The sequence below is a fragment of the Acinetobacter sp. C26M genome, assembly GCF_023702675.1.
Lineage (GTDB): Bacteria > Pseudomonadota > Gammaproteobacteria > Pseudomonadales > Moraxellaceae > Acinetobacter.
Genome location: NZ_CP098478.1, coordinates 2,382,877 through 2,406,798, shown reverse-complemented (window position 1 = coordinate 2,406,798; position 23,922 = coordinate 2,382,877). Strand labels below are relative to the sequence as shown.

23 protein-coding genes are annotated in these 23,922 nt (G+C 40.0%); 20 read left to right on the top strand and 3 right to left on the bottom strand.

Annotated features, from left to right (window positions below):
* The first annotated feature begins 107 nt into the window (after positions 1 to 107).
* Both NDN11_RS11035 and NDN11_RS11030 read left to right on the top strand, forming a co-directional pair.
* Positions 108 to 1,295 (top strand): phosphoglycerate kinase, encoded by a 1,188-nt coding sequence (locus NDN11_RS11035; RefSeq protein WP_251109644.1) that lies wholly within the window; start codon positions 108 to 110, stop codon positions 1,293 to 1,295.
* Positions 1,296 to 1,450: 155 nt separating this feature from the next.
* A complete protein-coding gene (locus NDN11_RS11030) occupies positions 1,451 to 1,696 on the top strand; it encodes a hypothetical protein (RefSeq protein ID WP_251109643.1) in 246 nt (81 codons plus the stop codon).
* 48 nt (positions 1,697 to 1,744) lie between these two features.
* On the opposite strand, the gene NDN11_RS11025 is transcribed toward NDN11_RS11030, so the two are convergent.
* Complete coding sequence (locus NDN11_RS11025; RefSeq protein WP_005189541.1) at positions 1,745 to 2,128, bottom strand: hypothetical protein; 384 nt, start codon at positions 2,126 to 2,128, stop codon at positions 1,745 to 1,747.
* Positions 2,129 to 2,382: 254 nt separating this feature from the next.
* Between NDN11_RS11025 and NDN11_RS11020 the strand changes: the two genes are divergently transcribed.
* The 18 genes from NDN11_RS11020 to ahpF all read left to right on the top strand — a co-directional run bounded on the left by NDN11_RS11020 (position 2,383) and on the right by ahpF (position 20,814).
* Positions 2,383 to 2,961: a nitroreductase family protein gene (locus NDN11_RS11020; protein WP_251109642.1), complete on the top strand. Its 579-nt coding sequence runs from the start codon at positions 2,383 to 2,385 to the stop codon at positions 2,959 to 2,961.
* Positions 2,962 to 3,008: 47 nt separating this feature from the next.
* Positions 3,009 to 4,082 carry an NAD(P)H-dependent glycerol-3-phosphate dehydrogenase gene (locus NDN11_RS11015; RefSeq protein ID WP_016163357.1) on the top strand — a complete coding sequence of 358 codons (1,074 nt, stop codon included), beginning with the start codon at positions 3,009 to 3,011 and terminating at the stop codon, positions 4,080 to 4,082.
* A 57-nt stretch (positions 4,083 to 4,139) separates the two neighbouring features.
* On the top strand, positions 4,140 to 4,595 hold the full coding sequence (locus NDN11_RS11010) for a SixA phosphatase family protein (protein ID WP_016163358.1): 456 nt from the start codon (positions 4,140 to 4,142) through the stop codon (positions 4,593 to 4,595).
* Positions 4,596 to 4,635: 40 nt separating this feature from the next.
* On the top strand, positions 4,636 to 5,775 hold the full coding sequence (gene gspL / locus NDN11_RS11005) for a type II secretion system protein GspL (protein ID WP_251109641.1): 1,140 nt from the start codon (positions 4,636 to 4,638) through the stop codon (positions 5,773 to 5,775).
* Complete coding sequence (locus NDN11_RS11000) at positions 5,775 to 6,254, top strand: type II secretion system protein M (RefSeq protein WP_251109640.1); 480 nt, start codon at positions 5,775 to 5,777, stop codon at positions 6,252 to 6,254. The genes gspL and NDN11_RS11000 overlap by 1 nt, the downstream gene beginning before the upstream one ends.
* 90 nt (positions 6,255 to 6,344) lie before the next feature.
* Positions 6,345 to 7,352 carry a quinone-dependent dihydroorotate dehydrogenase gene (locus NDN11_RS10995; RefSeq protein WP_251111538.1) on the top strand — a complete coding sequence of 336 codons (1,008 nt, stop codon included), beginning with the start codon at positions 6,345 to 6,347 and terminating at the stop codon, positions 7,350 to 7,352.
* A 1-nt stretch (position 7,353) separates the two neighbouring features.
* Entirely contained in the window at positions 7,354 to 7,947 is a 594-nt protein-coding gene (locus NDN11_RS10990; protein ID WP_251109639.1) for a CvpA family protein, read from the top strand.
* A gap of 24 nt (positions 7,948 to 7,971) precedes the next feature.
* Positions 7,972 to 9,510, top strand: a complete 1,539-nt coding sequence (purF, locus tag NDN11_RS10985; RefSeq protein WP_167249488.1) for an amidophosphoribosyltransferase — start codon at positions 7,972 to 7,974, stop codon at positions 9,508 to 9,510.
* A gap of 102 nt (positions 9,511 to 9,612) precedes the next feature.
* On the top strand, positions 9,613 to 11,502 hold the full coding sequence (locus tag NDN11_RS10980) for a M48 family metalloprotease (protein WP_251109638.1): 1,890 nt from the start codon (positions 9,613 to 9,615) through the stop codon (positions 11,500 to 11,502).
* Positions 11,503 to 11,631: 129 nt separating this feature from the next.
* A complete protein-coding gene (locus NDN11_RS10975) occupies positions 11,632 to 12,432 on the top strand; it encodes an undecaprenyl-diphosphate phosphatase (protein ID WP_167249492.1) in 801 nt (266 codons plus the stop codon).
* A 102-nt stretch (positions 12,433 to 12,534) separates the two neighbouring features.
* Positions 12,535 to 13,332: a PaaX family transcriptional regulator C-terminal domain-containing protein gene (locus NDN11_RS10970; RefSeq protein WP_251109637.1), complete on the top strand. Its 798-nt coding sequence runs from the start codon at positions 12,535 to 12,537 to the stop codon at positions 13,330 to 13,332.
* A 122-nt stretch (positions 13,333 to 13,454) separates the two neighbouring features.
* The gene (locus NDN11_RS10965) at positions 13,455 to 14,438 is read left to right on the top strand and encodes a fatty acid desaturase family protein (RefSeq protein WP_251109636.1); all 984 of its coding nucleotides are present in this window, start codon (positions 13,455 to 13,457) and stop codon (positions 14,436 to 14,438) included.
* A gap of 63 nt (positions 14,439 to 14,501) precedes the next feature.
* Positions 14,502 to 14,933 carry a PaaI family thioesterase gene (locus tag NDN11_RS10960; RefSeq protein ID WP_251109635.1) on the top strand — a complete coding sequence of 144 codons (432 nt, stop codon included), beginning with the start codon at positions 14,502 to 14,504 and terminating at the stop codon, positions 14,931 to 14,933.
* A 158-nt stretch (positions 14,934 to 15,091) separates the two neighbouring features.
* A complete protein-coding gene (locus NDN11_RS10955; protein WP_167249500.1) occupies positions 15,092 to 16,084 on the top strand; it encodes a putative solute-binding protein in 993 nt (330 codons plus the stop codon).
* Positions 16,085 to 16,255: 171 nt separating this feature from the next.
* Positions 16,256 to 17,032 (top strand): tellurium resistance protein, encoded by a 777-nt coding sequence (locus NDN11_RS10950; protein ID WP_167249502.1) that lies wholly within the window; start codon positions 16,256 to 16,258, stop codon positions 17,030 to 17,032.
* Positions 17,033 to 17,044: 12 nt separating this feature from the next.
* On the top strand, positions 17,045 to 18,175 hold the full coding sequence (locus NDN11_RS10945) for a toxic anion resistance protein (RefSeq protein ID WP_251109634.1): 1,131 nt from the start codon (positions 17,045 to 17,047) through the stop codon (positions 18,173 to 18,175).
* Positions 18,176 to 18,203: 28 nt separating this feature from the next.
* Positions 18,204 to 19,121: a hypothetical protein gene (locus NDN11_RS10940; RefSeq protein WP_251109633.1), complete on the top strand. Its 918-nt coding sequence runs from the start codon at positions 18,204 to 18,206 to the stop codon at positions 19,119 to 19,121.
* Between the two features lie 127 nt (positions 19,122 to 19,248).
* Positions 19,249 to 20,814: an alkyl hydroperoxide reductase subunit F gene (ahpF, locus tag NDN11_RS10935; protein ID WP_251109632.1), complete on the top strand. Its 1,566-nt coding sequence runs from the start codon at positions 19,249 to 19,251 to the stop codon at positions 20,812 to 20,814.
* A 49-nt stretch (positions 20,815 to 20,863) separates the two neighbouring features.
* On the opposite strand, the gene NDN11_RS10930 is transcribed toward ahpF, so the two are convergent.
* Both NDN11_RS10930 and NDN11_RS10925 read right to left on the bottom strand, forming a co-directional pair.
* Positions 20,864 to 22,882: an alpha/beta fold hydrolase gene (locus tag NDN11_RS10930; RefSeq protein WP_167247824.1), complete on the bottom strand. Its 2,019-nt coding sequence runs from the start codon at positions 22,880 to 22,882 to the stop codon at positions 20,864 to 20,866.
* 124 nt (positions 22,883 to 23,006) lie between these two features.
* On the bottom strand, positions 23,007 to 23,906 hold the full coding sequence (locus NDN11_RS10925) for an ABUW_2363 family tetratricopeptide repeat lipoprotein (RefSeq protein WP_167247823.1): 900 nt from the start codon (positions 23,904 to 23,906) through the stop codon (positions 23,007 to 23,009).
* Positions 23,907 to 23,922 lie beyond the last annotated feature (16 nt).

Genomic DNA, 23,922 nt, shown 5'->3' with positions numbered 1-23,922 from the left:
ATAATCAAAACTGAAGCTTTCGGCAGCTTTTCTGCAAAAAAACTCACCTTTATTTCAGAGAATCATTTAAAATTATGCCGTTTTTAAAATCAACTAGAGAGCCATCCATGAATTTTCAGCGCATGACTGATCTTGATTTAACAGGTAAACGTGTCCTTATTCGTGAAGACTTAAACGTTCCTGTAAAAAATGGGGAAATTACCAGTGATGCACGTTTACGTGCTGCATTGCCAACAATTAAAGCTGCTTTAGAAAAAGGCGCAGCAGTGATGGTGTTTTCTCATCTTGGTCGTCCTGTAGAGGGTGAGCCAAAACCAGAACAATCGCTTGCACCGGTTGCTGCTTATTTAAGTAAAGCTTTGGGTCAAGATGTTAAATTATTCACAGATTATTTAGATGGCGTTGAAGTGGCTGCGGGTCAAGTTGTGTTACTTGAAAACGTTCGTTTCAACCACGGCGAAAAGAAAAATAACCAAGAACTTGCGAAGAAATACGCTGCATTATGCGATGTATTTGTTATGGATGCATTCGGTACAGCGCACCGCGCAGAAGCATCAACTGAAGGTGCAGCACGTTTTGCACCAATCGCAGCTGCGGGTCCTTTATTGGCAGCAGAGTTAGATGCACTTGGCCGTGCAATGCAAACCCCAGAAAAACCAATGGTTGCAATTGTTGCAGGCTCTAAAGTATCAACTAAACTTGATGTGTTGACTTCATTGTCTACAATCTGTGATCAATTGATCGTGGGTGGTGGTATTGCCAATACATTCTTGGCTGCAGCTGGTTTTAATGTGGGTAAATCACTTTACGAAGCAGATTTAGTTGAAACTGCAAAACAAATTGCTGCAAAAGTCAGTGTTCCATTACCTACAGATGTTGTGGTTGCAGATGCAAGCCAAATCAACTTTGAAGATTTCCTTGGTTCATTGGCAAGTGCACAAGCCGTTGTGAAGAACGTTGCTGATGTAACTGATAATGATATGATTTTGGATGTTGGTCCTGAAACTGCTAAAGCATTTGCGGACATCTTAAAATCTTCAAAAACAATTCTTTGGAATGGCCCAGTGGGTGTGTTTGAAGTAGATCAATTTGGTGAAGGAACCAAAACACTTTCATTGGCGATTGCTGAATCTGCTGGTTTCTCGATTGCGGGTGGTGGTGACACATTGGCTGCGATTGATAAATATCAAGTTGCTGATCAAATTGGCTATATCTCAACAGGTGGCGGTGCATTCTTAGAGTTCGTAGAAGGCAAAACTTTACCAGCGGTTGCGGTATTGCTTGAGCGCGCTTAAGTTGAATTTATTCTTTTAATTTATAAGAAGATTAGTAAAAAAGAGTCGATTTAAATCGGCTCTTTTTTACTTTTGCACAACGTTGTCGTCATCAAAATGTCACATATCTGAAATATCCTTGTCACAACTTAACCAAGTAACTGTGGAAAGCCGTGATGAAATTTAAATTAACCCTTGCCGCTCTAATTATTGCTCCAATCATGCTGACTGCATGTGCAAAGAAAGATGAAGCGAAAAATGCTGAACAGCAAGATCAAGCAGCTTCTGCTGTATCAACACAGACAACCCCAGAGCAACAAGCCGCAATTGATGCGATTGATAAGCCAAATTTAGATGAAAATAATACTGATGTTGCAGAACATGCTGCTGCTTCAGAGGTTGCTGCGAGCGAAGCGCACTAAGTGATTTAGAAAATAAAAGCCGATGTTTTAACATCGGCTTTTTTGTATTTATGAATTAGCTTTGCAGTAGAAGGTAAGCGTGGTCTGATAATCGTCATCACGTGCAAGAGAAGCATTTTTACCTGTAATTGTTCCGATTACACCAGCGGCAGCTTCGACCATTTTGCCTGTTTGTTCATCGACAACACCTTTTAGTACACCTTGGTATGCGGTTTTTTCGTCAACAACAACTGGGGCTGTATTACGAGTACAAGTTTTTTGAGCGGCAGTTACAGCATTGTTTTTTGCAATCAGGTTAGTTTTACCAATGCCTGTTACTTCGTATTGATTATTTTCTTTTTGAATTGCCAAAGTATTGGTTGGTGTCGATGCACATGCAGTTAGACCGAGTGCTAAACCACCAACTAAACTCATGATTAACGTTTTTTTCATTGCTTGTTCTCAAGTTACGGCTTAATTGTATTATTTGAACATAGAATTTCTGATTGCTTTTGCAGGTTCTGTACAGTTTATGCAGGGACTCTGTTAATTTTCTCAAATGAATGATGAGTTTAGCGATGATGATATTGGTTATTTACTCACGAAATTCAATGTGGATGTATGTGACAAGCATGAATTAAGCATAGTGGAAATCATGCAGATTATGCTAATCTAGCGCCATCCTTGTGTTAGTTAGATTCATTTCAATGACGGACTCAAATATAGAGACAATTCATCAAAATATTCATCAACGTCAATCTATTGGGCAACTGATTGAGCCTGCACCAAATACAGAACAACTCGAAAAAGCAGTGCAAGCAGCACTTACTGCACCTGATCACCATCGTTTAAAACCAACTCGTTTTGTGATTGTGACTCCTGAACTACGTGCGGCATTCGGTGAGAATTTAGCTAAAGCTTTAGCCGATTTAGGTGAAACTGATTCTGCACAACTTGATCGAGTGAAACAGCATCCGTTTCGTGCGCCTTTGTTGGTTTTAGCCTTAACCACGATTCAAGATCATCCTAAAGTTCCGCACTTTGAACAGATTTTAAGTACAGGTGCTGCGATTCAAAACTTCTTGTTGTCATTACAAGCGCAAGGCTTTGCAACCATGTGGCGTTCTGGGGCAGTGGTTGAGTCGAATTGGTTGAAACAGCAATTAGGATTAAAACAACAAGATCTCATTTCTGGAATTATTTATATCGGAACAGCAGCGAAAGCGATTGCGCCAAGAGCAGAAATAGACAGTCAAGATTTTGTAAAAGTATGGCAAGTAACCTAAGCTTTGTTTTGCATGATTAAAGAAAGAAATTCGTTTCAGGATAAAAAATGACAGAGTTAAATTTTAGTGATTTAGTTGAGCCAGTTGCCGTAGATCAGAAAACGGCATTAAGAATTACGGTATTGGGCGGTGGTAGTTTTGGCACAGCGATGGCAAATTTAGCCACTAGAAATGGTTGCGATACCATGATTTGGATTCGTGATGCTGCTGTTGCTGAAGAAATTAATCAAACGCATATCAATAAACGCTATTTACCTGATTATCCATTGGAACCTGCTTTGCGTGCAGTGGCTGATCTAGAGCTTGCTGTACGGGATCGTGACATTATTTTGGTGGCTATTCCAAGTCATTCATTCCGTGACGTACTCAAACAGATTGCGCCGTTTATTACTTCTCAGGCTGTGGTTTCATTGACCAAAGGCATTGAAGCAAAAACCTTTAGTTTTATGAGCGATATTATTCGCACAGAATTGCCAGAAGTACCGTATGGTGTTCTATCTGGCCCAAATCTTGCCAAAGAAATCATGGCGGGTATGCCATCTGGGACTGTAATTGCCAGTGAGTCAGAGTTGGTTCGTTATGCGGTGCAACACGCTTTACATAGTGCTTTATTCCGCGTGTTTGGTAGCGACGATGTGCATGGTGTTGAATTGGGTGGTGCGTTAAAAAATATTTATGCAGTTGCGATGGGTATGGGTGGGGCTTATAAAATTGGTGAAAATACCAAAAGTATGATTCTAACGCGTGCGTTGGCAGAGATGAGCCGTTTTGCAGTGAAACAGGGTGCAAATCCATTAACCTTTTTGGGATTGTCTGGTGTCGGGGATTTATTCGCCACTTGTAACAGTCCATTAAGTCGTAACTATCAAATTGGTTTCGCATTAGGTTCTGGGAAAACATTAGATCAAGCGACTAAGGAACTGGGGCAGACTGCGGAGGGGATTAATACCATTGTTCAGGTGCGAACCAAAGCAGAAGAGTTGGATGTATATATGCCAATTACTAACGCACTATATGAAGTGATTTTTGAAGGTGCACCACCAATGACCATTGCGTTGTCTTTAATGAAGAATGGTCATCGTAGTGATGTGGAATTTGTTTTACCTCATCATGAAGTCTAATCAAAAAACTGTCATCTATTCGCGTTATGATGCAGCTATAAAAAATAAGGTCGTTTTATGCAGTTAACTTTAGTTCGTCACGGTGAAGCATCTCCAGCCATCAATGGAAATGATATTCAACGCCCACTCACAACACGTGGGCATCAACAAGCTGAACAAACAGGACATTTCTTAAAAGATGTGATTCAGCCTGAAATTTTTGTGGTGAGTCCTTTATTACGTGCTCAAGAAACTTTAGCCCATATCAAGGCGCATTTTCACGGCATTCCTGTGTTAATTTGCGATAAGATTAAACCAGATGATGATGCCAAGGATGCGATTGAGTGGTTATCCAAATTACCTTATGAGTCGATAGCAGTGGTGTGTCATATGAATGTGGTGGCACATATTGAAGAACAATTGACACATGAAGGCTTTAATCCATTTGCATTGGCAGAAGCACGTATTTATGATCAAGCTGTGATCGCGAATGGTTTGTCGACACAAAAGAATCGTTTTACACCAACATTATAATTTTTATATATCCGCAATAGGATAAGGGTACTGAACACCGATGCTGTATATATGGATGCCCGAAACCAATGGAACATGGTATTGGTCGGCAGGGGAAAATTGGTTGCAGGCACAGAGTCTTGAACAGTTGATTCAGGACTTGCAAGAGCATCATGGAAAAGAGGCTGTGGTTTATTTTCCAAGTCGAAATGCGCAATTATTACAACAGCCAATGACCAAAGCACATTACAAACAATTGGGGCAAGAGGGTGTTAAATACCTCTTGGAAGAGTTTGTGACCTTACCTATTGATCAAATGAAAGTGGTTCATCACTTTCACAACGATCAGCTCAATATCTTAGGTGTCGCGCAATATTCAATTGAAACATGGCAACATGCGCTGAGTCTTTTACCGATCCAGATAGCAGCATTTTTACCAGACTTTTTGATTTTACCTGAACCAGAACCGAATCAAGTGGTGTTGCTCAACCTGTATGATCATTTATTGGTGAGAGAAAATGCATGGACAGGTAACTCTGTTGATGATTTGGGACTGTTTTTGGAGTTTCAGACGGCAGAAACACAGTATAAATTTGCCAATCTGAATGCCGACCAATTGGATAGCCTCGCGACTGCATCAAGTAAAGATCAGCGGACTGAATTTGGTTATCAATTTGAACAATTATTAAGACCCAAACAACATCCATTTAATGTTTTGCCAAAATCAAAAAATGCAGAAGTACAGTGGTCTGGTTATTGGAAAGCGGCAGCAGCAGTATTATTGGCAGTAATTATCGTGCAACTTGGTTATGATGCTTTGCGCTGGGCAAAGCTGAAAAAAGTTGCTGATCAAACTGCGAGTCAAGCGATTGATCAGTATAAATCTTGGTTTGGTGAAGGTGGGCGAGTGACTGAGCAAAATCTTAAAAGCTCATTTGAAGGTCAATTGCGTATGAGTCAACTTGGCGATACACAAGCACTTTCATTATTAAGTCGCGTTGGACCAATTTTGATGCAAAAACAAATTGTTGCCCAACAAGTGAGTTATGATGCCTCTACTTTGGCAATGTCTCTCAAAGCAAAATCTGCCGATGATTTACAAGGCTTAGCACAACAATTAAATCAACAAGGTTTTCAAGCAGAGTTAGGCAATGTGCAAGCCGATAGTGTTGGAGCAATTGGGGTGGTGAAAATAAAATAATGAAAGCATTAACTCAATTACAAAACAGCTTTGATCAAAAAATTGAAGCACTTAATGAATATCTACAAAGTTTGTCTGTGCGTGAACGTGTAATGGTGATTTTTACGACCATCTTTGTGATAGTGACTGTCATTGGATTTTCTTTGTGGAAAATGCACGCCTTGGCAGAGCAGCAACAAAAGCGTTTAAATGATTTGAAAGATCTCACGGTATGGATGCAGAGCAATGCTGCAACGATGAAGCCCGCTAATGATCCTGGCTTAACTGCTGCAGATAAAATCCAACGTACAGCTCAGCAACAAGGCTTGGCAGTTTCTTCACAGCAAAATGGAGAACAGATTCAGCTGGTGGCCGAACATCAGAATTATGCTGTACTGGCTAACTTTTTGATGCAGTTGTCTCAAATGGGTCTCAGCATCCAAAAAATGGATATGGTTTCAAATAATAATCAGATTAAATTAACCGCAACAGTACAATAAGCGCTAAAAATAACCCTATGTCAGGCATGGTGTTTTGTTAAGCCTATGCCTATAATACGGCTACTTGAAAATCAGTAGACTGTGATTGGTATGTTATATTCATTGGCTCGCCCTTTGTTGTTTACTTTAGCGCCAGAGCGTGCACATGAACTTACGCTCTCTATGCTAGATAAAGCCCACAAAATTGGCTTTATGCATCAGAAAGTTGCAGCAAAACCTGTGACATGTATGGGAATTGAATTTCCAAATCCCGTGGGTCTTGCCGCTGGTTTAGATAAAAATGGTGCGCATATTGATGCTTTAGCTGCACTGGGCTTCGGGTTTATCGAAATTGGAACCATTACACCACGACCACAAGCTGGTAATCCTCTACCACGTTTATTCCGTATTCCTCAGGCAAAAGCGATTATTAACCGCATGGGGTTTAATAATGATGGCGTGGATAAACTGATTGAAAATGTAAAAGCTGCAAAGTTTAAGGGTGTTTTGGGAATCAATATCGGCAAAAATGCAGATACGCCTGTTGAAGATGCAGTATCTGATTATCTGATTTGCCTAGAAAAAGTTTATAATTACGCTTCTTATATTACTGTTAATATTTCATCGCCAAATACCAAAAATTTACGTAGTTTACAAAGTGGTGATGCGCTTACCGAATTATTGCAAACCTTAAAAGATCGTCAACTTGAACTGGCAGATCAATATAATCATTATGTTCCTCTGGTTCTTAAAGTTGCACCAGATTTAACTCCAGAAGATATTCAATTTATTGCTGCACAATTATTACAATTCAAAATTGATGGTTTGATCGTGACCAATACCACGCTTGGGCGTGAAGGTGTTGAAAACTTGCCAAATGGAAATGAGGCAGGTGGTTTGTCAGGTGCGCCCGTATTTGAAAAGAGTACCGAATGTCTACGCCAATTTGCCAAAGTGTTGGCGGGTCAAATTCCACTGATTGGTGTGGGCGGTATTTTGTCTGGCGAACAAGCAGTTGCCAAACAGCAAGCTGGAGCGAGCTTGGTACAAGTTTATAGTGGGCTTATTTATACCGGTCCAACACTTGTGAAAGATTGTGTTAATGCGATGACTGTGTGAAATGAACACACTTGATATCATCATTCTGGTCATTTTGCTCATTGGAGGGCTGAACGGTTTGCGACAAGGATTTATCAAAGCCTTTGCGAACTTGATCGGATGGATATTCGCATTGATCGTTGGGGCAAAATATGCGGTAATCTTGGCACCTGCGATGAGTAGTCTAAGCCAAGATCCTGTCGTGCAAAAAATTGCAGCTTTTGCTTTTATCGTATTGATCATAGTGGTGTGTACGTGGATAGTGTCTGCATTACTGAATGGGCTCTTGAAAAGTTTAAAATTGGGCCCATTAAATCGTTTAGCGGGTGGTGCATTTGGTTCTTTGAAAGGACTCTTAATTGTACTGATTGCTATGCAAGGTTTAGGACCTTGGGTTGAGAGTTCACCGCACTGGAAACAGTCGAAATTCGTACAAATTTTATTACCTTACGCACCTTTGGCTACTGAATTATCCAAGGATGCGGCAAATCAAGCTTTACATCAAATGACATCTGAAGGTGCGTTATTACATCGCCCTTCATCAGAAATGGACGAATCAGAACGTGCTTCAGTGAATGAGCGTTCTGATCATTCGACGAAAAATCCTTTTTATTAATCGCTAGCTTGTCGCGAGGTTGCTATGTGTGGAGTTGTTGGGATAGCCGGTAAATCACCAGTGAACCAAATGTTATTTGATGCCTTAACGATGCTGCAACATCGAGGACAAGATGCTGCAGGAATCGTAACCTGCCATCAAGGGCGTTTATTCCTCCGCAAAGATAACGGTATGGTACGCGATGTATTCCATACGCGTCACATGCGTGCATTGCTTGGGAACTACGGGATTGGACATGTTCGCTACCCAACTGCAGGTTCATCAAGCAGTGCTGAAGCGCAACCGTTTTATGTGAACTCACCGTATGGTATTACCCTTGCTCACAATGGTAACTTGACCAACGCTGCTGAAATTCATGATGACCTGTTCAAGACAGATTTACGTCACATGAATACTGATTCTGATTCTGAAGTTTTGCTCAACGTATTTGCGCATGAGTTACAAAAGATCGGTACTTTAAATCCAACCGCAGATGATATTTTCCACACCGTATCTCGTGTACATGAGCGTTGCAAAGGTGCTTATGGCGTTGTGGCAATGATCACAGGCCATGGTTTGGTTGGTTTCCGTGATCCAAATGGTATTCGTCCTTTGGTTTATGGTTCTCGCGAAACAGAACAGGGTGTTGAATATATCATTGCTTCTGAATCCGTGGCGATTACGGCACTTGGTTTTAAAGTTGAACGTGATATTGCACCAGGTGAAGCAATTTTTATTGATGCTAATGGTCAATTGTTTACGAAGCAATGCGCGGCCAATCCTGAATATCGTCCATGTATTTTCGAATATGTTTACTTTGCGCGTCCAGATGCAACAATCGATGGGATTTCAGTGTACAAAGCTCGTTTAAAAATGGGTGAGAAGCTGGCTTATAAGATTTTGAAAGAATGGGGTGAGCAGCACGATATTGATGTGGTGATCCCAATTCCAGATACCAGTCGTACTTCTGCATTAGAACTGGCAAATATTTTAGGTGTGAAATTCCGTGAAGGTTTTATGAAAAACCGTTATATCGGACGTACCTTTATTATGCCAGGTCAGCAGCAACGTAAAAAATCAGTACGTCAAAAGTTAAACCCTGTTGAACTTGAGTTCAAAGATAAGAACGTTCTGTTAGTAGATGACTCAATTGTTCGCGGTACTACCTGTAATGAAATCATTCAGATGGCACGTGATTCAGGCGCGAAAAAAGTATTCTTCGCTTCTGCTGCACCAATGGTGAAGTATCCAAATGTGTATGGTATTGATATGCCAGCCAAGGCAGAGTTGATTGCATCAGGTCGTACAGTCGAAGAAATCCGTGAAAATATTGGTGCAGACCGTTTAATTTTTCAAGATTTGGAAGATTTGAAAAATGCAGTGCGTACCAGCAAAGTTCCAGATTTAACTGAGTTTGATTGTTCTGTGTTTGATGGCGTTTATGTCGCTGGTGGTATTGATAAGGCATATCTTGATGCACTTGAGCAAAAACGTAGTGACGCTGCAAAAAGTAAATCAGATGGCTATATCGATGTAAATATTGATGCAGCATCAGTTGATTTAACTGGGATTAAAGAAGAGTAATCTCATCTTAATCTATAGAAAAGCGGGAATTTCCCGCTTTTTTATTTTATGATAGTGGGTACGGAAACCCTAACTGAAACAATGTAATCAGGAAAACTTACATTGAAAGAAATGAGCCATTATTTAATTGAAAATAAGAATATTGCATGGTCAGTCAGTTTCTGTCTTCTTGCAATGTTACTGACGGTCTTTATTCTCAATTTAATTTTGGGTTTGGTCGTTCATTTCTTTGATTATACCCAGCCGATTTGGTGGCATGTTCTTAGCCCATACTTTATCTGCTTACTTATTTTAGTCTTGTTTTGGTCGGTAGGTGCTGAACTTTATGTGCTGCGCGAAGGTGGTCACTCGCTAGCAAAACAGCTAAAAGCGCGTCGTTTGGTTTTTGATGAAAGTACGCCAGAAGAAAGTACGGCATTAAAGGTCGTTGAGCAGGTCGCAAAAAGTTTTGATATCGATACGCCAGCCGTTTATGTGCTCCCCGATGAAGTTGGGGTGAATGCTTTAACCGCAGGGTTTAGATCACAGGATATCGTGATCATTTTGACTTGGGGTGCATTACAAAATCTGGATGAACTTGAACTTTATGGTTTACTCAGTTACGAATTTAATCAGATTTTATCTGGCGAAGCAGTTGAAAATACCAAGCTAAAAATTCTGTATAGCGGTTTAACTACTTTTAGCCAGTGGGGGAGTAAGCTAGCTCAGGCGGGTTATAACCCTTATGCAACGACTTATCGAAATAAGTTTGAAACTATTTTCGTTGCGATTGGTGGGGTCATTTGGCTCATCGGTAGCCTCGGTATCCTAATTACCCGTTGTATTAAATATTTGACATTGAGTGGTCGTACTTTCCGTAATGATCTCAAGACCATGCGCTTGATGAACAATAATGCCAATATTCAGACCTTGTTGCGGATTTACGTGCATCACTCTGGTTCGCAGATCCATAGTGCCTATTCTGAGTCGATTTCGCATATGTGTTTTGCTAACTCGCTGAGCCCTCAGAGTTGGATGAATATCCATCCAAGCATTAAAGAACGAATTTATGAATTAAATCCAACTTTGTTGCAAGATCTACAATTAGAAAATTTAAGAAAGCTGCGTAATCGTCCCTTGTTCAGCTTGTTCCGTTCTTTAGAAGAAGAAAGTGCAGAGCTAACCATGCCGTGGAGTTCTCCACAGCCATTGCCTTTATTGCGTTTATCACCAATTAGTTTTGCACTGAATGATGCAATCAAACCACTTAATCCAGAAGTGCGTAAGAATAAGAAACGTCCAGAATTAATTCAACGGGCAATGCAAACTGCGACTGGTTCACGTGAGGTGATGGTCGCGATTTTGATGATTCGTCAGTACCGTGAATTTATCCCACAAGAAGCGCCAGTGAGCCATGCGATTGTCGATGCTTTATTGAATTTGGATGGACGTATTCATGTGCAGATTTTCCATGATGCCTGTAAAAATATTGGGCATATGCCAACAAGTATTGCACGTCAATTTTTAACCAAGCTGGCATGTATTATTCAAGAAGACGGTGAAGTCGGTTTGCTTGATGCATTGCTATTGGAGCGTGTGAAACATGAGCTCAATTTAATGCCTGCACATTTGCCTACGGCTTTTGAAGATGTGAAATCACAGATTGTACATTTGATTGATGCCTTGCTACATGTACAGCAGATCAATAGCCCAAATCAGCTTGAAGTACGTGAGCGCATTTTACAAATGTTGTTGACTGAAGATGAAATGCAAATTTATGCCGATATTTCAGATGAGCCACTGGATTTAGCGGAAATCTTAAATGATGTCTCAGGTTTGTTGCTACGTGATCGCCTTAATATTTTGTCGATTGCAGAAAGATGTTTGTGGAATGATCGTATCATTACCCAAGATGAATTAGATGTTCTTGGGCTTTTATACTGGCGTTTGGGCTTTGATACACATGAAGTAATTGAACAGATGCAAAAGAAAAATAGTCTGATGATTATTTAATACAAATTCAGGAATTTTGTCCGAATCTTTTTTGCTAAACCGTTACGTGACAATCACATAAAGTGCTTACATTTCAGGGTAAGCTTGCCATTTATTTTTATTCTTGTATTACGTGCTTTTGAGTAAGTTATGGAACATATTGAAATTTTAAAAGCCTTATTTTTAGGCTTTATTGAGGGTCTTACCGAATTCCTACCCATTTCAAGTACAGGTCATTTGATTTTATTTGGTCATATGATCGACTTTCACTCTGATGATGGTCGTGTTTTTGAAGTTGTGATTCAGCTCGGTGCGATTTTGGCTGTGTGTTGGTTATATCGTCAAAAGATTTTTGACTTGGTCAAAGGTTTCTTTAGTGGTGATGCGGAAGCACGGCACTTTGCTTTTAGTGTCTTACTCGCTTTTATCCCAGCAGTGGTTATTGGTATTTTCGCGGTTGATTTCATTAAGAGCGTCTTGTTTAGCCCGCTAGTGGTTGCGGTTGCTTTAATTGTTGGTGGTCTGATTATCTTCTGGGTTGAGTCAAAGAACTTTGATCATAAAACGACAGATGCGACCAAGATTACCTATAAACAAGCATTCTTGGTGGGTTGCGCGCAGTGTGTCGCCATGATTCCTGGGACATCACGTTCAGGTGCGACGATTGTAGGCGGGATGTTTGCAGGTTTGTCTCGTAAGGCTGCTACAGAATTTTCTTTCTTCTTGGCAATGCCAACCATGTTAGGAGCAGCTGTATTTGATTTAGCACGTAATGCAGATGTGTTAACGCAAGATAATATGCTGAATATTGCTGTTGGCTTTGTAGCCGCTTTTATTTCTGCTTTATTGGTTGTGAGTGCATTGGTTAAGTTTGTGGAACGTCATACCTTACGCGTATTTGCTTGGTACCGTATTGTGCTAGGTATTATTCTATTATTTGTCTTCCTATAAAAAATAAAAAACATCTCCCTTTTGGCAACTGCGAAAAGGGAGATTCTCAGTTAAAATTCCTCTTCTTTAATTTAAATCCTTCAGATCTGGTTTAATAGCACAATGACAATAGCGAAAATGAATGCTCGAGACTTAATTATTGATTTGCTATTAGGACTTCAAGGTCGAGCGATTTCAATTAAACAAATCATTATTGCAGCTCGACTTTTTGATATTAGTGAAAATAGCATTCGTGTTGCTGTGACGCGTTTATCCAGTGATGGCGTGATCGAAGCGATTGAGCGTGGCGTGTACCAATTTAGTGTCCAATCGCACGAATGGGCAAATGTCATGCTGAATCGTAAGCATGGCATTAAACAAACCAAAGTATGGAATCAGCAATATCTGGCAGTTTTTACTGGTGAACTTGGGCGAGTTGATCGTACTGCTTTGAATCGTCGTGAAAGAGCCTTGAAACATTTTGGCTTTAAAGAATTAGAACAGGGGATCTATATTCGCCCAGATAATTTAGTGATAGGTTTTGATCAATTGATTACGGAATTAAAAGCTTCGGGTTTAGAAAATAATGCAAAAATCTGCCAAATTAGCCATTTTGATGCCAAAACTTTGACTACGATTGCCGAGCTTTGGTCTACACAAACACTTAATCAGAATTACCAAAAATATAGCCAAATGATTCAACAATGGCTATCCACCGCAGCTCAATTAAGTTTAGAGGATGCTGCTCGTGAGTCGCTACTATTAGGTCGTCAAACAATTTCCTTATTGATGAATGACCCATTATTGCCTGAGAGTTTTGTAGATGTGCAACTGCGCGAGCAGTTTGCTGAGAGTGTGCAGCAATTAGATCAGACGGGCTTAGAGTCTTGGCGTAAATTCTATGAAGGGCAAATCGACTAAAAAATAATTACAAATATTACATTAAATTTAATTTTAATAGATTGACAGAAATATTACTTAATTTAAAATAAAAATATAGATTGTGTAGTTTTATAAGAATAGAGCACATACAGGATAGGGATATGAATACACGTGTTGCAATTAGTGAGCTATTCACGCGAGAAGAAATTACTGAACTTACTGAAAAATCAGACTTGCATGGCAGTTGGGCTGTGCTTTCGACCTGGGCTGTGATTGGTGGAACATTTGCTGCAGTTGCCAGTACATGGGAATATTTGCCTAGCTGGGGGAAATTACTTATGTGTATTGCGGCATTGGTGATCTTGGCAGGCCGACAATTAGCACTTGCGATTATCATGCATGATGCCTCCCATCAAAGTTTATTTAAAACCAAATGGTTGAATGATACGTTGACAGACTGGTTATGCGCGCGCCCGATTTGGAATGATCTACATAAATATCGTGCCCATCATATGCGCCACCACAGTAAAACTTCAATGCCAGCTGATCCAGACTTATCACTTGTAACAGGCTTTCCAACCACTAAAAAATCATTGCTGCGTAAGTTTGTACGTGATCTTTCGGGTGTAACTGGATTCAAGTTTGCAGTCGGTCGAGTGTTGATGGATATTGGAAAAATGGAGTGGACGGTATCAAATGATCGTCGCTGGATTTCTCAGGAAGGCAAACACTGGAGCGATTATCCTAAAGCATTCCTAAAAAATAGTGGCGGTGCGATTGCAACCAATGCGGCCTTATTTTCAGCATTGTGGGCAGCGGGGCATCCTAAACTTTATGCATTGTGGGTCGTGGCATATTTAACGCCATTTCCTTTATTCCTCAGAGTTCGTTCAATGGCAGAACATGCAGGAATGGAGACCAGCCATAGTGCCTTAACCAATACGCGTACGACCAAAGCAGGCTACCTTGCGCGAGCTTTGGTTGCACCGATCAATGTTAACTATCATAAAGAGCATCATTTGATGGCTGCTGTACCTTATTTTAAATTACCAAGAATGCATCAGATGCTACGTGAACGTGGACATGTTGCTGAACCACCGACGTATTGGCAAGTGTTGAATGAGCTGTCGGACAAAGCAGATTAAGCAATAGATTTTGGCTTTCTGTTTTGAATTAGAGCCATTACAACATCTATAATTGGAGAGAGCATGGCTGCAACCAAAGAAGAAATCATGGGATTTCTGGCGCAAGAGTTTCCACAGGCACTCAAGAAGAGTGTGATTGAAGACATTACTCCCAGAGGAGCACAACTGCTATATCAAGTGGATGCAGGGGATCTCAGACCAGGTCAAACAGTTTCTGGCCCAACTTTAATGCTGATTGCTGATTATGTGCTATACATTGCTATTATGGGACATTTGGGGTTAGTTGTGATGGCTGTAACAACCAATATGACGATTAATTTTTTCCGTAAACCAAATGGCAATCGTGATATTCGGGCTGTGTGTAAGCTGATTAAAGTCGGTAAAACATTAGTTACGGGCGAGGTATGGCTATATTCGCTTGATGATGAAGAGCCTGTTGCGCATGTAATTGGGACCTATGCACTTCCACCCAGTTCTTCTGCAAAATTAGATTGATACAATGCTTAAAATTTTCGATAAAACTATTTTGAAAATGCTTATTTTAGTCAGGAAGGTTGACTACAAATCCATTAAAAAAATAAATCACGTCATAGGATCATGTGGCTAAATCAGGTGAGATAAATACATAATAAATCTTATCTGGGAAGAACGAGATGATAATTAAAAATGGTTTTATTGCTTTAGCATTATTTGGATTCGCTGTAACAACACAGGCGAAGCAAACGGTCTGTGTATTTGATCCTGTAGGTAAATCAGGTGATGCTTTTGCATTGGCAAGGGATTATGCACTTGAAGCCAAGAAGTGGGGCGCAGATATAGACCTACGTGCTTATGTCGATGAGCGTGTTGCAGCAGAAGATTTAAAAGTTGGACAGTGTGATGGTGCGATTATCAGTGGATTGCGTGGTCGACAATTCAATAAATATGTCGGTTCACTTGATGCTGTTGGCGCTTTAACTGATTTGAAAACGGCAATTCTCGCTTATCAATTGCTCTCTAAGCCTCAAGCTGCAAAAAGTATGATCAATGGCCCTTATGAAATTGCGGGTCTTGGAACCATTGGTCCAGCTTATCTATTTGTTACTGATCGCAGTATTAATACTTTGGCGAAAGCAGCAGGTAAGAAAGTGGGTGTATTTGCTTATGATGAAGCTCAACCAAGACTAGTTGCGCAAATAGGCGCACAAGCCGTTTCGGTTGATGTGACCAATGCAGGCGCGAAATTTAACAACCATCAAATTGATATCGTACCTGCCCCCATTGTTGCCTATAAGCCTTTTGAACTTTACAAGGGGCTTGGTGATAAAGGTGGTATTGTTAAATTTCCCCTGACCCAGATTTCAGCAAACTTTATTATTCGAAAAGATAAGTTTCCTGAAGGGTTTGGTCAGAAATCTCGTGAATGGGTTGCAGGACAACTCGGTCGGACCTTTAATATTATTTCAAAATACGAAAAAGAAATTCCGGCCAAATACTGGATGATTATCCCGTCTGAAGAACAGGTTAATTATATGAAAATGATGCGTGAAGCACGTATTTCACTGACTAAAGCGGGAATCTACGATCCCAAAATGATGAATTTCTTGAAAAAAGTTCGTTGTAAACAAAATCCGAATAACTTTGAGTGTGCTCTCAATGATGAGTAAAGTTTGATTTAACTTATGAACCCTCTTTATTGATTGTAATTTAGAGGGTTTTTAGTTGCTAAAGTGACAATTTATTTTAAAAAACATAACAACATTTAGATATGACAAAGTCAAAGAACATGCTACAACTAAGCAGTTCAAATTTATTTGTGCTCACGATTTTCTACAGATATGACGCTACCGCTCGACTTAACACCCTTATCGCAAATTGAGTCAAATCAAGAACATATTTTAGCGATCAAGCGTAATGATTTATTACCTTTGTTGAACGATCCGCATCGTTTAAGTCATTACGCAGACCATTTGGTTCAGGCACAAGGTGTTTTACTGAATGGTGTTGATCCTAAGTTGAATCAGCAACTCAGTGAAGTGATCACCCAGATTATTCAGCAATTGTCTTTATCCAAAAAGTTTTTAGGCACACGTCGTTTTAATGCATTGCAAAAGTGGCTGGGCATTGATATTGAATATGATGCAGGGCAAGTCAAATATCTGAAAGATTTAGATCATTTGATCAATGAAGCGAATCATTTGAGTCAACGCTTACAGATTGAGATCCAAAAATCACAATCACGTTTACAACAGGCATTGGGTTTAAGAGAGCAGATGGCTGCGTATATTCAGGCAGCTGATCAATTCTTGATGGAATACCCTCAGTTTAGTAAGCAGCAAGTGCTGGATCATTTTGTTGAGCGACTATCAAAAAAAATCAATACTTTACAGACTTTACAGAGCAGTAATGATATTGCAATCAAACAGATGCAACTGTCACAGCATTTATCTTTTAGTCTTTTAGATCGTTTCAAAGAGGCTCAACAGGTATTGATTCCAGCTTGGCAATATCATTTAAAACAAAGCCGTGAATCAAAGTCTAGTGCGACGATTGAGCAGCTAGACAAGAGCCGCGAAGATTTAATCCAAAACTTGAAAAAATCATTACAGAAATAAGAGGGGAATATTATGTCCGATTCAGAATTGATCAAATCATCACACGAAACTGAGTTGAAGCCAGAACAGCGCTTTGAACAATTAAATTTAAAAGAGCTCGGTTTGCAACCGCATGACTATGCTGAAGTGATGGACGCGCATAAAGAACTGGCTGAAATCAGTACCACAGCTGTCGCTGAATACGGTAAAAATATTGCCAATAAGACTTCAACCTATACGGATGAATTATTGAGTTTGGTACAGAATAAGGACTTGGATGCTACAGGGCAAAAACTCAATGAAGTGGTGCAAGTCGCGCAACAGTTAAATACTTCCAGTATTTTGAATAAATCAAAAAGCTCAGGTTTTTTGGGTGGCTTGTTGAGTAAGTTTAAGAACGCTAAACAAAATTTCGATCAGCACTTTAATACCACCAAAGAGCAGATTGATGTTCTAGTTAAAGAAATTGAAAGCTCACAATCAGGCTTGAAAGCACGTGTTGGGACATTGGATAAAATGTTTGATGCGGTGCAGGATGAATATAAACAACTGGGGGTTTATATTGCAGCGGGCCAGTTAAAGCAGCAGGATATTCAACAGCAAATCACGACTCTGACAAGTCAGGAACAAGATCAACAAACCACACAGCAGATTTATGATCTCAATCATGTTGCAAATAATCTTGAAAAAAGAGTTAGTGATCTTCATGTTTTACAACAGTCTGCAATGCAAACACTGCCGATGATTCGGATTATCCAGTCGAATAATTTAATGTTGGTAGATAAGTTTTACGCGATTAAAAACATCACATTACCAGCTTGGAAAAATCAAATTAGTTTGGCAATTTCGTTGCAAGAGCAAAAAAACAGTGTGCAGCTAGCCAAAGCCATTGATGACACCACCAATGAATTATTACGTCGTAATGCTGAGTTATTGCATCAAAACTCTGTTGATACTGCAAAAGCCAATCAGCGTTCTGTGATTGATGTTGAGACCCTTGAACATGTACAAAACACCCTCATTAAAACAGTAAATGATGTGATTCAGATTCAGAAAGAAGGGATGCAAAAGCGTGCCGAAGCAACAACGCGGTTACGTGCTTTGCAAGAGAATTTGAATCATTTAGTGTTAGAGAACAGTGGGCAGAATCCACCTAAATCTTGATATTTTTTAGTCGATAAAGGAAAGATCATTGTCACCCATAGACGATTTTAGTGTACAACCCATTGACCAACGTTTAGATGTTTTAAAAAAGCGTCAGCGACATCTGATGATTTGGTTTGTTTTGACCAGCACTTTGGTCGTTGTCGCAATTGCATCTCTGGTTTTGCAAAAAGAATTTATCTATCGTTTCTTTGATCTTTCCATACATCTTCAGACTTTAGATCTGCCTTATCATGTTCAAGATCTTATTCCATTTAAACAACCTACCGATTATTTCTTTAATTTACTGTCATGGTTTGGCTGGTTGTTCCTAAAAGTCTTTGTTTCATTTTTCGGGGCTTTCTTGTTGCTCAGTTGGGTGAAAAAGTTTAAGTTTTTTCAACAACGTTTTCAGGCATGGTCGCAACGTATCTTGGCTTGGGTGATTGCATTTATGTTGCTTTGGTCAGGCTTAAGTTATATCCAATATGATTGGAAAGATGAAACCAAGCAGGCTTATCAGCAGTGGATGAGCTATCAAAGCAATATCAGTGAAAGCCAGATTGCACAAGATTTACAGCAGGCCAATATTTCTTCGACTGAAAAGGCTTACGTATTAGCACAAGTCGCTTTATTGCATCAACCGATTGACCGCAAGACCGCTAATGCTTACGTGAATCAATTGATCAGTGCAGAAAAAATGAATCCAGCCCAATTTAAAAGCTACGATTTTAAGCCAGAGCAATTATGGGTGATGCAGCAGCAACTGTACGGTAAAAGTATCACCTCAATCACGCAGCCTTTAGATGTACGTGCGCAGCAGGCAGAACGTATTTCTCAGATTGTGAATGTGATTTTATGGGGTTTGATCGTATTGGCGGTTACATTAAGCACAATTTTATATGTACTCGCCAAACATCTGAAAAATCGTCGTGTTCGAATTACCCAAAAGCTTGATGTCTTGTAAATCTTTATTCGGTTTATCCGATCAAATCTATAAAAACATACTGTTTTACCTATTCAGTACTTTTGCGTACTATAGCTTCATTGAATGAATTTAGCTGATTTAAAAGTCTTAGCGTTTGGAGAAATACATGTTAGATCAAAATATTAAAACTCAATTAAAAGCTTACTTAGAACGTTTAGAAAGTCCAATCGAGTTGGTTGCTGCTTTAGATGACTCGGACAAAGCTGCAAAAATCAAAGAACTCGTGACTGAAATTGCTGAACTTTCTGACCAAGTTACGGCGCGTTTTGACGGTTCAAACGCTCGCCGTCCTAGTTTCGGTGTGGCTAAAACAGGTGAACAACCACGTGTGTTCTTTGCTGGCTTACCGATGGGACATGAGTTTACTTCTTTGATCTTGGCATTATTACAAGTGTCTGGCTATGCACCTAAAGTATCTGATGAAGTACTCACTCAGATCAAAGGCTTAAACTTAAGCGCGAACTTTGATGTGTTTGTATCGTTGAGCTGCCATAACTGTCCAGATGTGGTTCAAGCTTTGAACTTGATTGCGATCAACAACCCAAATACCACAGCAACTATGATTGATGGTGCTTTCTTCCAAGATGAAGTTGAAGAGCGCAAAATCTTGGCTGTGCCAATGGTGTTCCAAGACAACCAGCATATTGGTCAAGGTCGTATGACTTTGGAAGAAATCGTTGCCAAGTTGGATAGCAATTCAGCTGAGAAAGATGCAGCAGCAATCAATGCCAAAGATGCATTTGATGTATTGGTGATTGGTGGTGGTCCTGCGGGTGGTACAGCGGCAATTTATGCAGCACGTAAAGGTATTAAAACCGGTATCGTGGCTGAACGCTTTGGTGGTCAGGTAATGGATACCATGGACATTGAGAACTTCACCACAGTTCAAAAAACCGTGGGTCCTCAATTTGCTCAAGACATGGAAGCACATGTTCGTGAATACGGTGTCGACATCATGAACTTACAACGTGTCAGCAAGATCACAGGTGCAGATCAAACGGCCAATGGTTTGGTTGAAGTGGAACTAGAGAATGGTGCCAAACTTGAATCGAAAACCATCATCCTGTCTACAGGTGCACGTTGGAGAGAAATGAATGTACCAGGTGAAGCGGAATACCGTACCCGTGGTGTAGCGTACTGTCCACACTGTGATGGCCCATTATTCAAAGGCAAACGCGTTGCTGTGATTGGTGGTGGTAACTCGGGTGTCGAAGCTGCAATTGACCTTGCAGGGATTGTAGAGCATGTGACTCTGGTTGAGTTTGATACCAAACTTCGTGCAGACCAAGTATTGCAAGACAAATTAAATAGCTTGCCGAACACGACAGTGATCTTGAATGCACTCAGTACAGAAGTGGTCGGTGATGGTGCGCAAGTAACGGCATTGAAATACAAAGATCGTGCCACTGATGTAGAGCATAGCGTTGAACTTGCAGGGATCTTTGTGCAAATTGGTTTATTACCAAACACTGATTTCTTAAAGAACAGTGCGGTTGAACTCAGCAATCGTGGTGAGATCGTGATTAATGATCGCAATGAAACCAATGTTAAAGGTGTCTTTGCTGCGGGTGACTGTACGACTGTGCCATACAAGCAGATCATTATTGCCACAGGTGAAGGCGCGAAAGCATCACTGTCTGCTTTTGATTATATGATCCGTTCTGGTGTATAAATGAATTGATCTAAAAAAGCCCCAAATTATTGGGGCTTTTTTATTGTGTTTAGTTCTTTGGTTTATATAAACCATGATCGACAAGGTGTTCACGCAAAATCCGACGCAATTCCAAAACTGCTTCAGGGGTCTCTTGGATCGAGTGACCACCAGTAAAAATCTTCTCAGAAACAGCGCCATCTAGATGTGCGCTTTTATAAGGAACGATACCGTCTGTAATGACATTTGGATCGTCGCTTTTGGTGATATTCCCCATAATGGAGTGAAAAACCAGTCCTTTTTCTGGCGGAATAGAGGCAGTTAATTCCATGAACTTTGACTTTTTACTCAAATCACTTGGACCATTTTGAATCACATCATTGGTCAAGGTTTTGACAAAATCTTTTAGATCCATGTCATCACTGGTGAGTGTGTCCGCCAAAGTGGTCAAGAAGGTTGCAGGCAATTTGATGATTTTACGTGCCGCCAGTGTAAACCAACGATCCGCAAAATCTGTCCCACGATGTGGCGCTGCCAAGAAAATAGCCCGATCAAAATTGGTTATCGGTTGCATTTTAAGTCGTTCACCAATCACTGGGTGTTTACGTAAACGAGTTTGCTGACGACTATTCATCATGGTCAGGGCTTGTTTAGAAATATCAGCATTACTGACTAAAAGTCGGCTAATAATTCCACCCATACTATGACCAATTAAAACTGCATCTTGTGCTGCAGCGTCTTTATTATTGAGTGAACCAAAGGCTTGTTTTAAGAGTGCGTAGATCTGGAAACGGCTTTCTAGAATTGGCATATTGGTTGAATAAAACACTTGCCAAACTTGATAGTGTTCACGCAGTACCGCATCACCCATAATATCATTGGTCACTGCAATCCATGCCTCAGGGCTGCTGGCAAGACCATGTACCAATACAATCACTTTCTTGTTTGGATTATACGGTTCGAGCATGTATAAATGTGGCATGGTGAGATGCTGATCACGATCAATTAAAGTTAAATAGGCTGCTGCACCTAGATTGTTTTCAGCTAGCCAGAGCCCATAAGGTGCAGAGAAATTGGCTGCAAGCGAATATTCTTTACCTGCAATACTAACTTTCTCTACGCTATATGGGTCATAAACCTTTACTTCAAAGTTTGGGTTATTTAAAACATCATTGACTGTTGCTGCTGCATTCTTAGGTTGTGCAATAATGGTTGCAGCTAAATAACGTGCTTTATGAATATTGGGGTTAAGTCCATTTGGGTAGCTATAACTTAATGGATCAAGAATATATTTATTTTCACCATGGGTGGCATCTGTTGAGGGGAAGACAGCAACGAAATCTGAGCCGAAACCATCACGACGGTTGATTGCTCTTAAGCCTGAAAAGTTCATGTTATAACTAGAAATAAATTTTTCCAGTTTCATATTTTGAAGTCGTTGATAGGATTGAATATCAATTGTATACGTGCTTTTACCAATCTGAATGGTTGGGGTTATGGTCTTGGATGGATTTCTAAGACTATGTACATTTACCAGTTTGGTTAAGGCTTGATTGTAGAAGTCTCGAATCTGAACTTGTCTATTATCAAAAATCCGTTCTTGCGGCTGTCGAGCCGTCTTAAATAAATAAGCATAGCTATAGCGGATACTTTTATCCAAAGCTTCAAGTTCTTGGTCTAAACATTGCTCATAAGTTTTCTGGATCGCTTGTTGTTCTTGCTCTGGCTTATGTTTCGTCAGTTTACTGACCTTACATTCAGAAGTATCTGAAATAGCAAGTGCTTTAGATAGATATAATTCACTAGCTGTTGATAGCAATTGTTCATCTTGTATCTGTGGGATTTTATGTAAGTCAGCAATACACTCATTTGGTGTCTGCATACATATTTTGGCTTCTTTGCCTGACATAGATAATACATTCAGGCTCGCTTCGCTGAGCTTCTTTTGCGTGAGAATACTATTACGTTCGTTAGCAATCGTCACATTGAGAGCTTGTTGTTTGATACTGACAACTTGGCAGCCACTCATCACTAGGGTGCTAAGGAGAGAGATAAGAAATAAACGCTTATTCGGTGTAAATGCTAGCATGATATGTCAGCAAGTTCGCTGGAAGATTGTAGCTATAATACGAAAATAGAATGTTTTTTCAATGACTGATAAAAAAATAGACTGTACACGACAGTCTATTTTCTAGAGCAAAATTTGCAAACAATTAGTTTAAAACTTGCCACATATTCCAGCGTTTTCCAGTTTCAACTTCTTTGATTAAGCGATCGGTTACTTCCGCTTCATCTGGATAGCTCACTTTATAGTTCTTTAAGGTTTGAATCGCATTTTTCTTTTGCTCTAACCAAAGATAGTTATTTGCAGCAGAAAGATAAGCTTCTTGTACACCACCTTTCATGGCTTTATCTAAATATGGAATCGCTTCACGCTGACCGCCACCTTCAGACAGGCCAAAACCAAACCAGAAATTGGTTTCTGCATCGCTTGGGTTGATAGCAAGAATACGTTGGGCATAAGTCAAAGATTTTGAAGTATATGAGGTACCCAAGTCTAAATTACGTGCCATTACGCTTGCTTTAAAAGCACGAGTCAAGATATCTAAAGAAGCATTTGGCTTTTCAGCTAAAGCATCTAATTTTTGAGTGGTTTCTTTCAGCTTCACTTCATAACCTTTACGTTCTTGACGTTCAGAGAAACGAGGTGGGTAGTGACGTGCTTTACCTTCAACTAGTTGTAAGAAATCATCGATTTCAGTCACATCAACTTCATTGTCGCCAGCGAGAACTGCATATTTCATGCTGCGTTGTTTGCTGTCGATTGTTGGAATAATCAGTTTATTGATATCCAATGTTGTCGATTTTGAAGGATCACTCTGTAATGACACAACCATTTTTGTGACAGGCTGAGCAGCCGCATCTTTGATTGCAACTTCAAAGCTAGGCGGAGCATCATATTTAATTGGATTTAAAGCATAAAATGCAGGAGTTGGATCTGGTTCCTTGAACACAAAGGGTTCAGAAGCCTTGTCTTTTTTAACTGGGGCAATACCACAGGCCGTCAAAAAAGAAGTTGAAAGTACAAGTAATGCCAAAGGCTTAAAATTCATGCTTTACATCCATTAA

What these genes read in the sequence shown, in the direction of transcription:
- NDN11_RS10970 (WP_251109637.1), top strand. Translation starts at nt 12,535, where the DNA reads ATGACAATAGCGAAAATGAATGCTCGAGACTTAATTATTGATTTGCTA.
- NDN11_RS10995 (WP_251111538.1), top strand. Translation starts at nt 6,345, where the DNA reads ATGTTATATTCATTGGCTCGCCCTTTGTTGTTTACTTTAGCGCCAGAG.
- NDN11_RS10930 (WP_167247824.1), bottom strand. Translation starts at nt 22,882, where the DNA reads ATGCTAGCATTTACACCGAATAAGCGTTTATTTCTTATCTCTCTCCTT.
- NDN11_RS10975 (WP_167249492.1), top strand. Translation starts at nt 11,632, where the DNA reads ATGGAACATATTGAAATTTTAAAAGCCTTATTTTTAGGCTTTATTGAG.
- NDN11_RS11020 (WP_251109642.1), top strand. Translation starts at nt 2,383, where the DNA reads ATGACGGACTCAAATATAGAGACAATTCATCAAAATATTCATCAACGT.
- gspL (WP_251109641.1), top strand. Translation starts at nt 4,636, where the DNA reads ATGCTGTATATATGGATGCCCGAAACCAATGGAACATGGTATTGGTCG.
- NDN11_RS11030 (WP_251109643.1), top strand. Translation starts at nt 1,451, where the DNA reads ATGAAATTTAAATTAACCCTTGCCGCTCTAATTATTGCTCCAATCATG.
- NDN11_RS11025 (WP_005189541.1), bottom strand. Translation starts at nt 2,128, where the DNA reads ATGAAAAAAACGTTAATCATGAGTTTAGTTGGTGGTTTAGCACTCGGT.
- NDN11_RS10965 (WP_251109636.1), top strand. Translation starts at nt 13,455, where the DNA reads ATGAATACACGTGTTGCAATTAGTGAGCTATTCACGCGAGAAGAAATT.
- NDN11_RS10945 (WP_251109634.1), top strand. Translation starts at nt 17,045, where the DNA reads ATGTCCGATTCAGAATTGATCAAATCATCACACGAAACTGAGTTGAAG.
- NDN11_RS10950 (WP_167249502.1), top strand. Translation starts at nt 16,256, where the DNA reads ATGACGCTACCGCTCGACTTAACACCCTTATCGCAAATTGAGTCAAAT.
- ahpF (WP_251109632.1), top strand. Translation starts at nt 19,249, where the DNA reads ATGTTAGATCAAAATATTAAAACTCAATTAAAAGCTTACTTAGAACGT.
- NDN11_RS11035 (WP_251109644.1), top strand. Translation starts at nt 108, where the DNA reads ATGAATTTTCAGCGCATGACTGATCTTGATTTAACAGGTAAACGTGTC.
- NDN11_RS11010 (WP_016163358.1), top strand. Translation starts at nt 4,140, where the DNA reads ATGCAGTTAACTTTAGTTCGTCACGGTGAAGCATCTCCAGCCATCAAT.
- purF (WP_167249488.1), top strand. Translation starts at nt 7,972, where the DNA reads ATGTGTGGAGTTGTTGGGATAGCCGGTAAATCACCAGTGAACCAAATG.
- NDN11_RS11015 (WP_016163357.1), top strand. Translation starts at nt 3,009, where the DNA reads ATGACAGAGTTAAATTTTAGTGATTTAGTTGAGCCAGTTGCCGTAGAT.
- NDN11_RS11000 (WP_251109640.1), top strand. Translation starts at nt 5,775, where the DNA reads ATGAAAGCATTAACTCAATTACAAAACAGCTTTGATCAAAAAATTGAA.
- NDN11_RS10990 (WP_251109639.1), top strand. Translation starts at nt 7,354, where the DNA reads ATGAACACACTTGATATCATCATTCTGGTCATTTTGCTCATTGGAGGG.
- NDN11_RS10960 (WP_251109635.1), top strand. Translation starts at nt 14,502, where the DNA reads ATGGCTGCAACCAAAGAAGAAATCATGGGATTTCTGGCGCAAGAGTTT.
- NDN11_RS10955 (WP_167249500.1), top strand. Translation starts at nt 15,092, where the DNA reads ATGATAATTAAAAATGGTTTTATTGCTTTAGCATTATTTGGATTCGCT.
- NDN11_RS10925 (WP_167247823.1), bottom strand. Translation starts at nt 23,906, where the DNA reads ATGAATTTTAAGCCTTTGGCATTACTTGTACTTTCAACTTCTTTTTTG.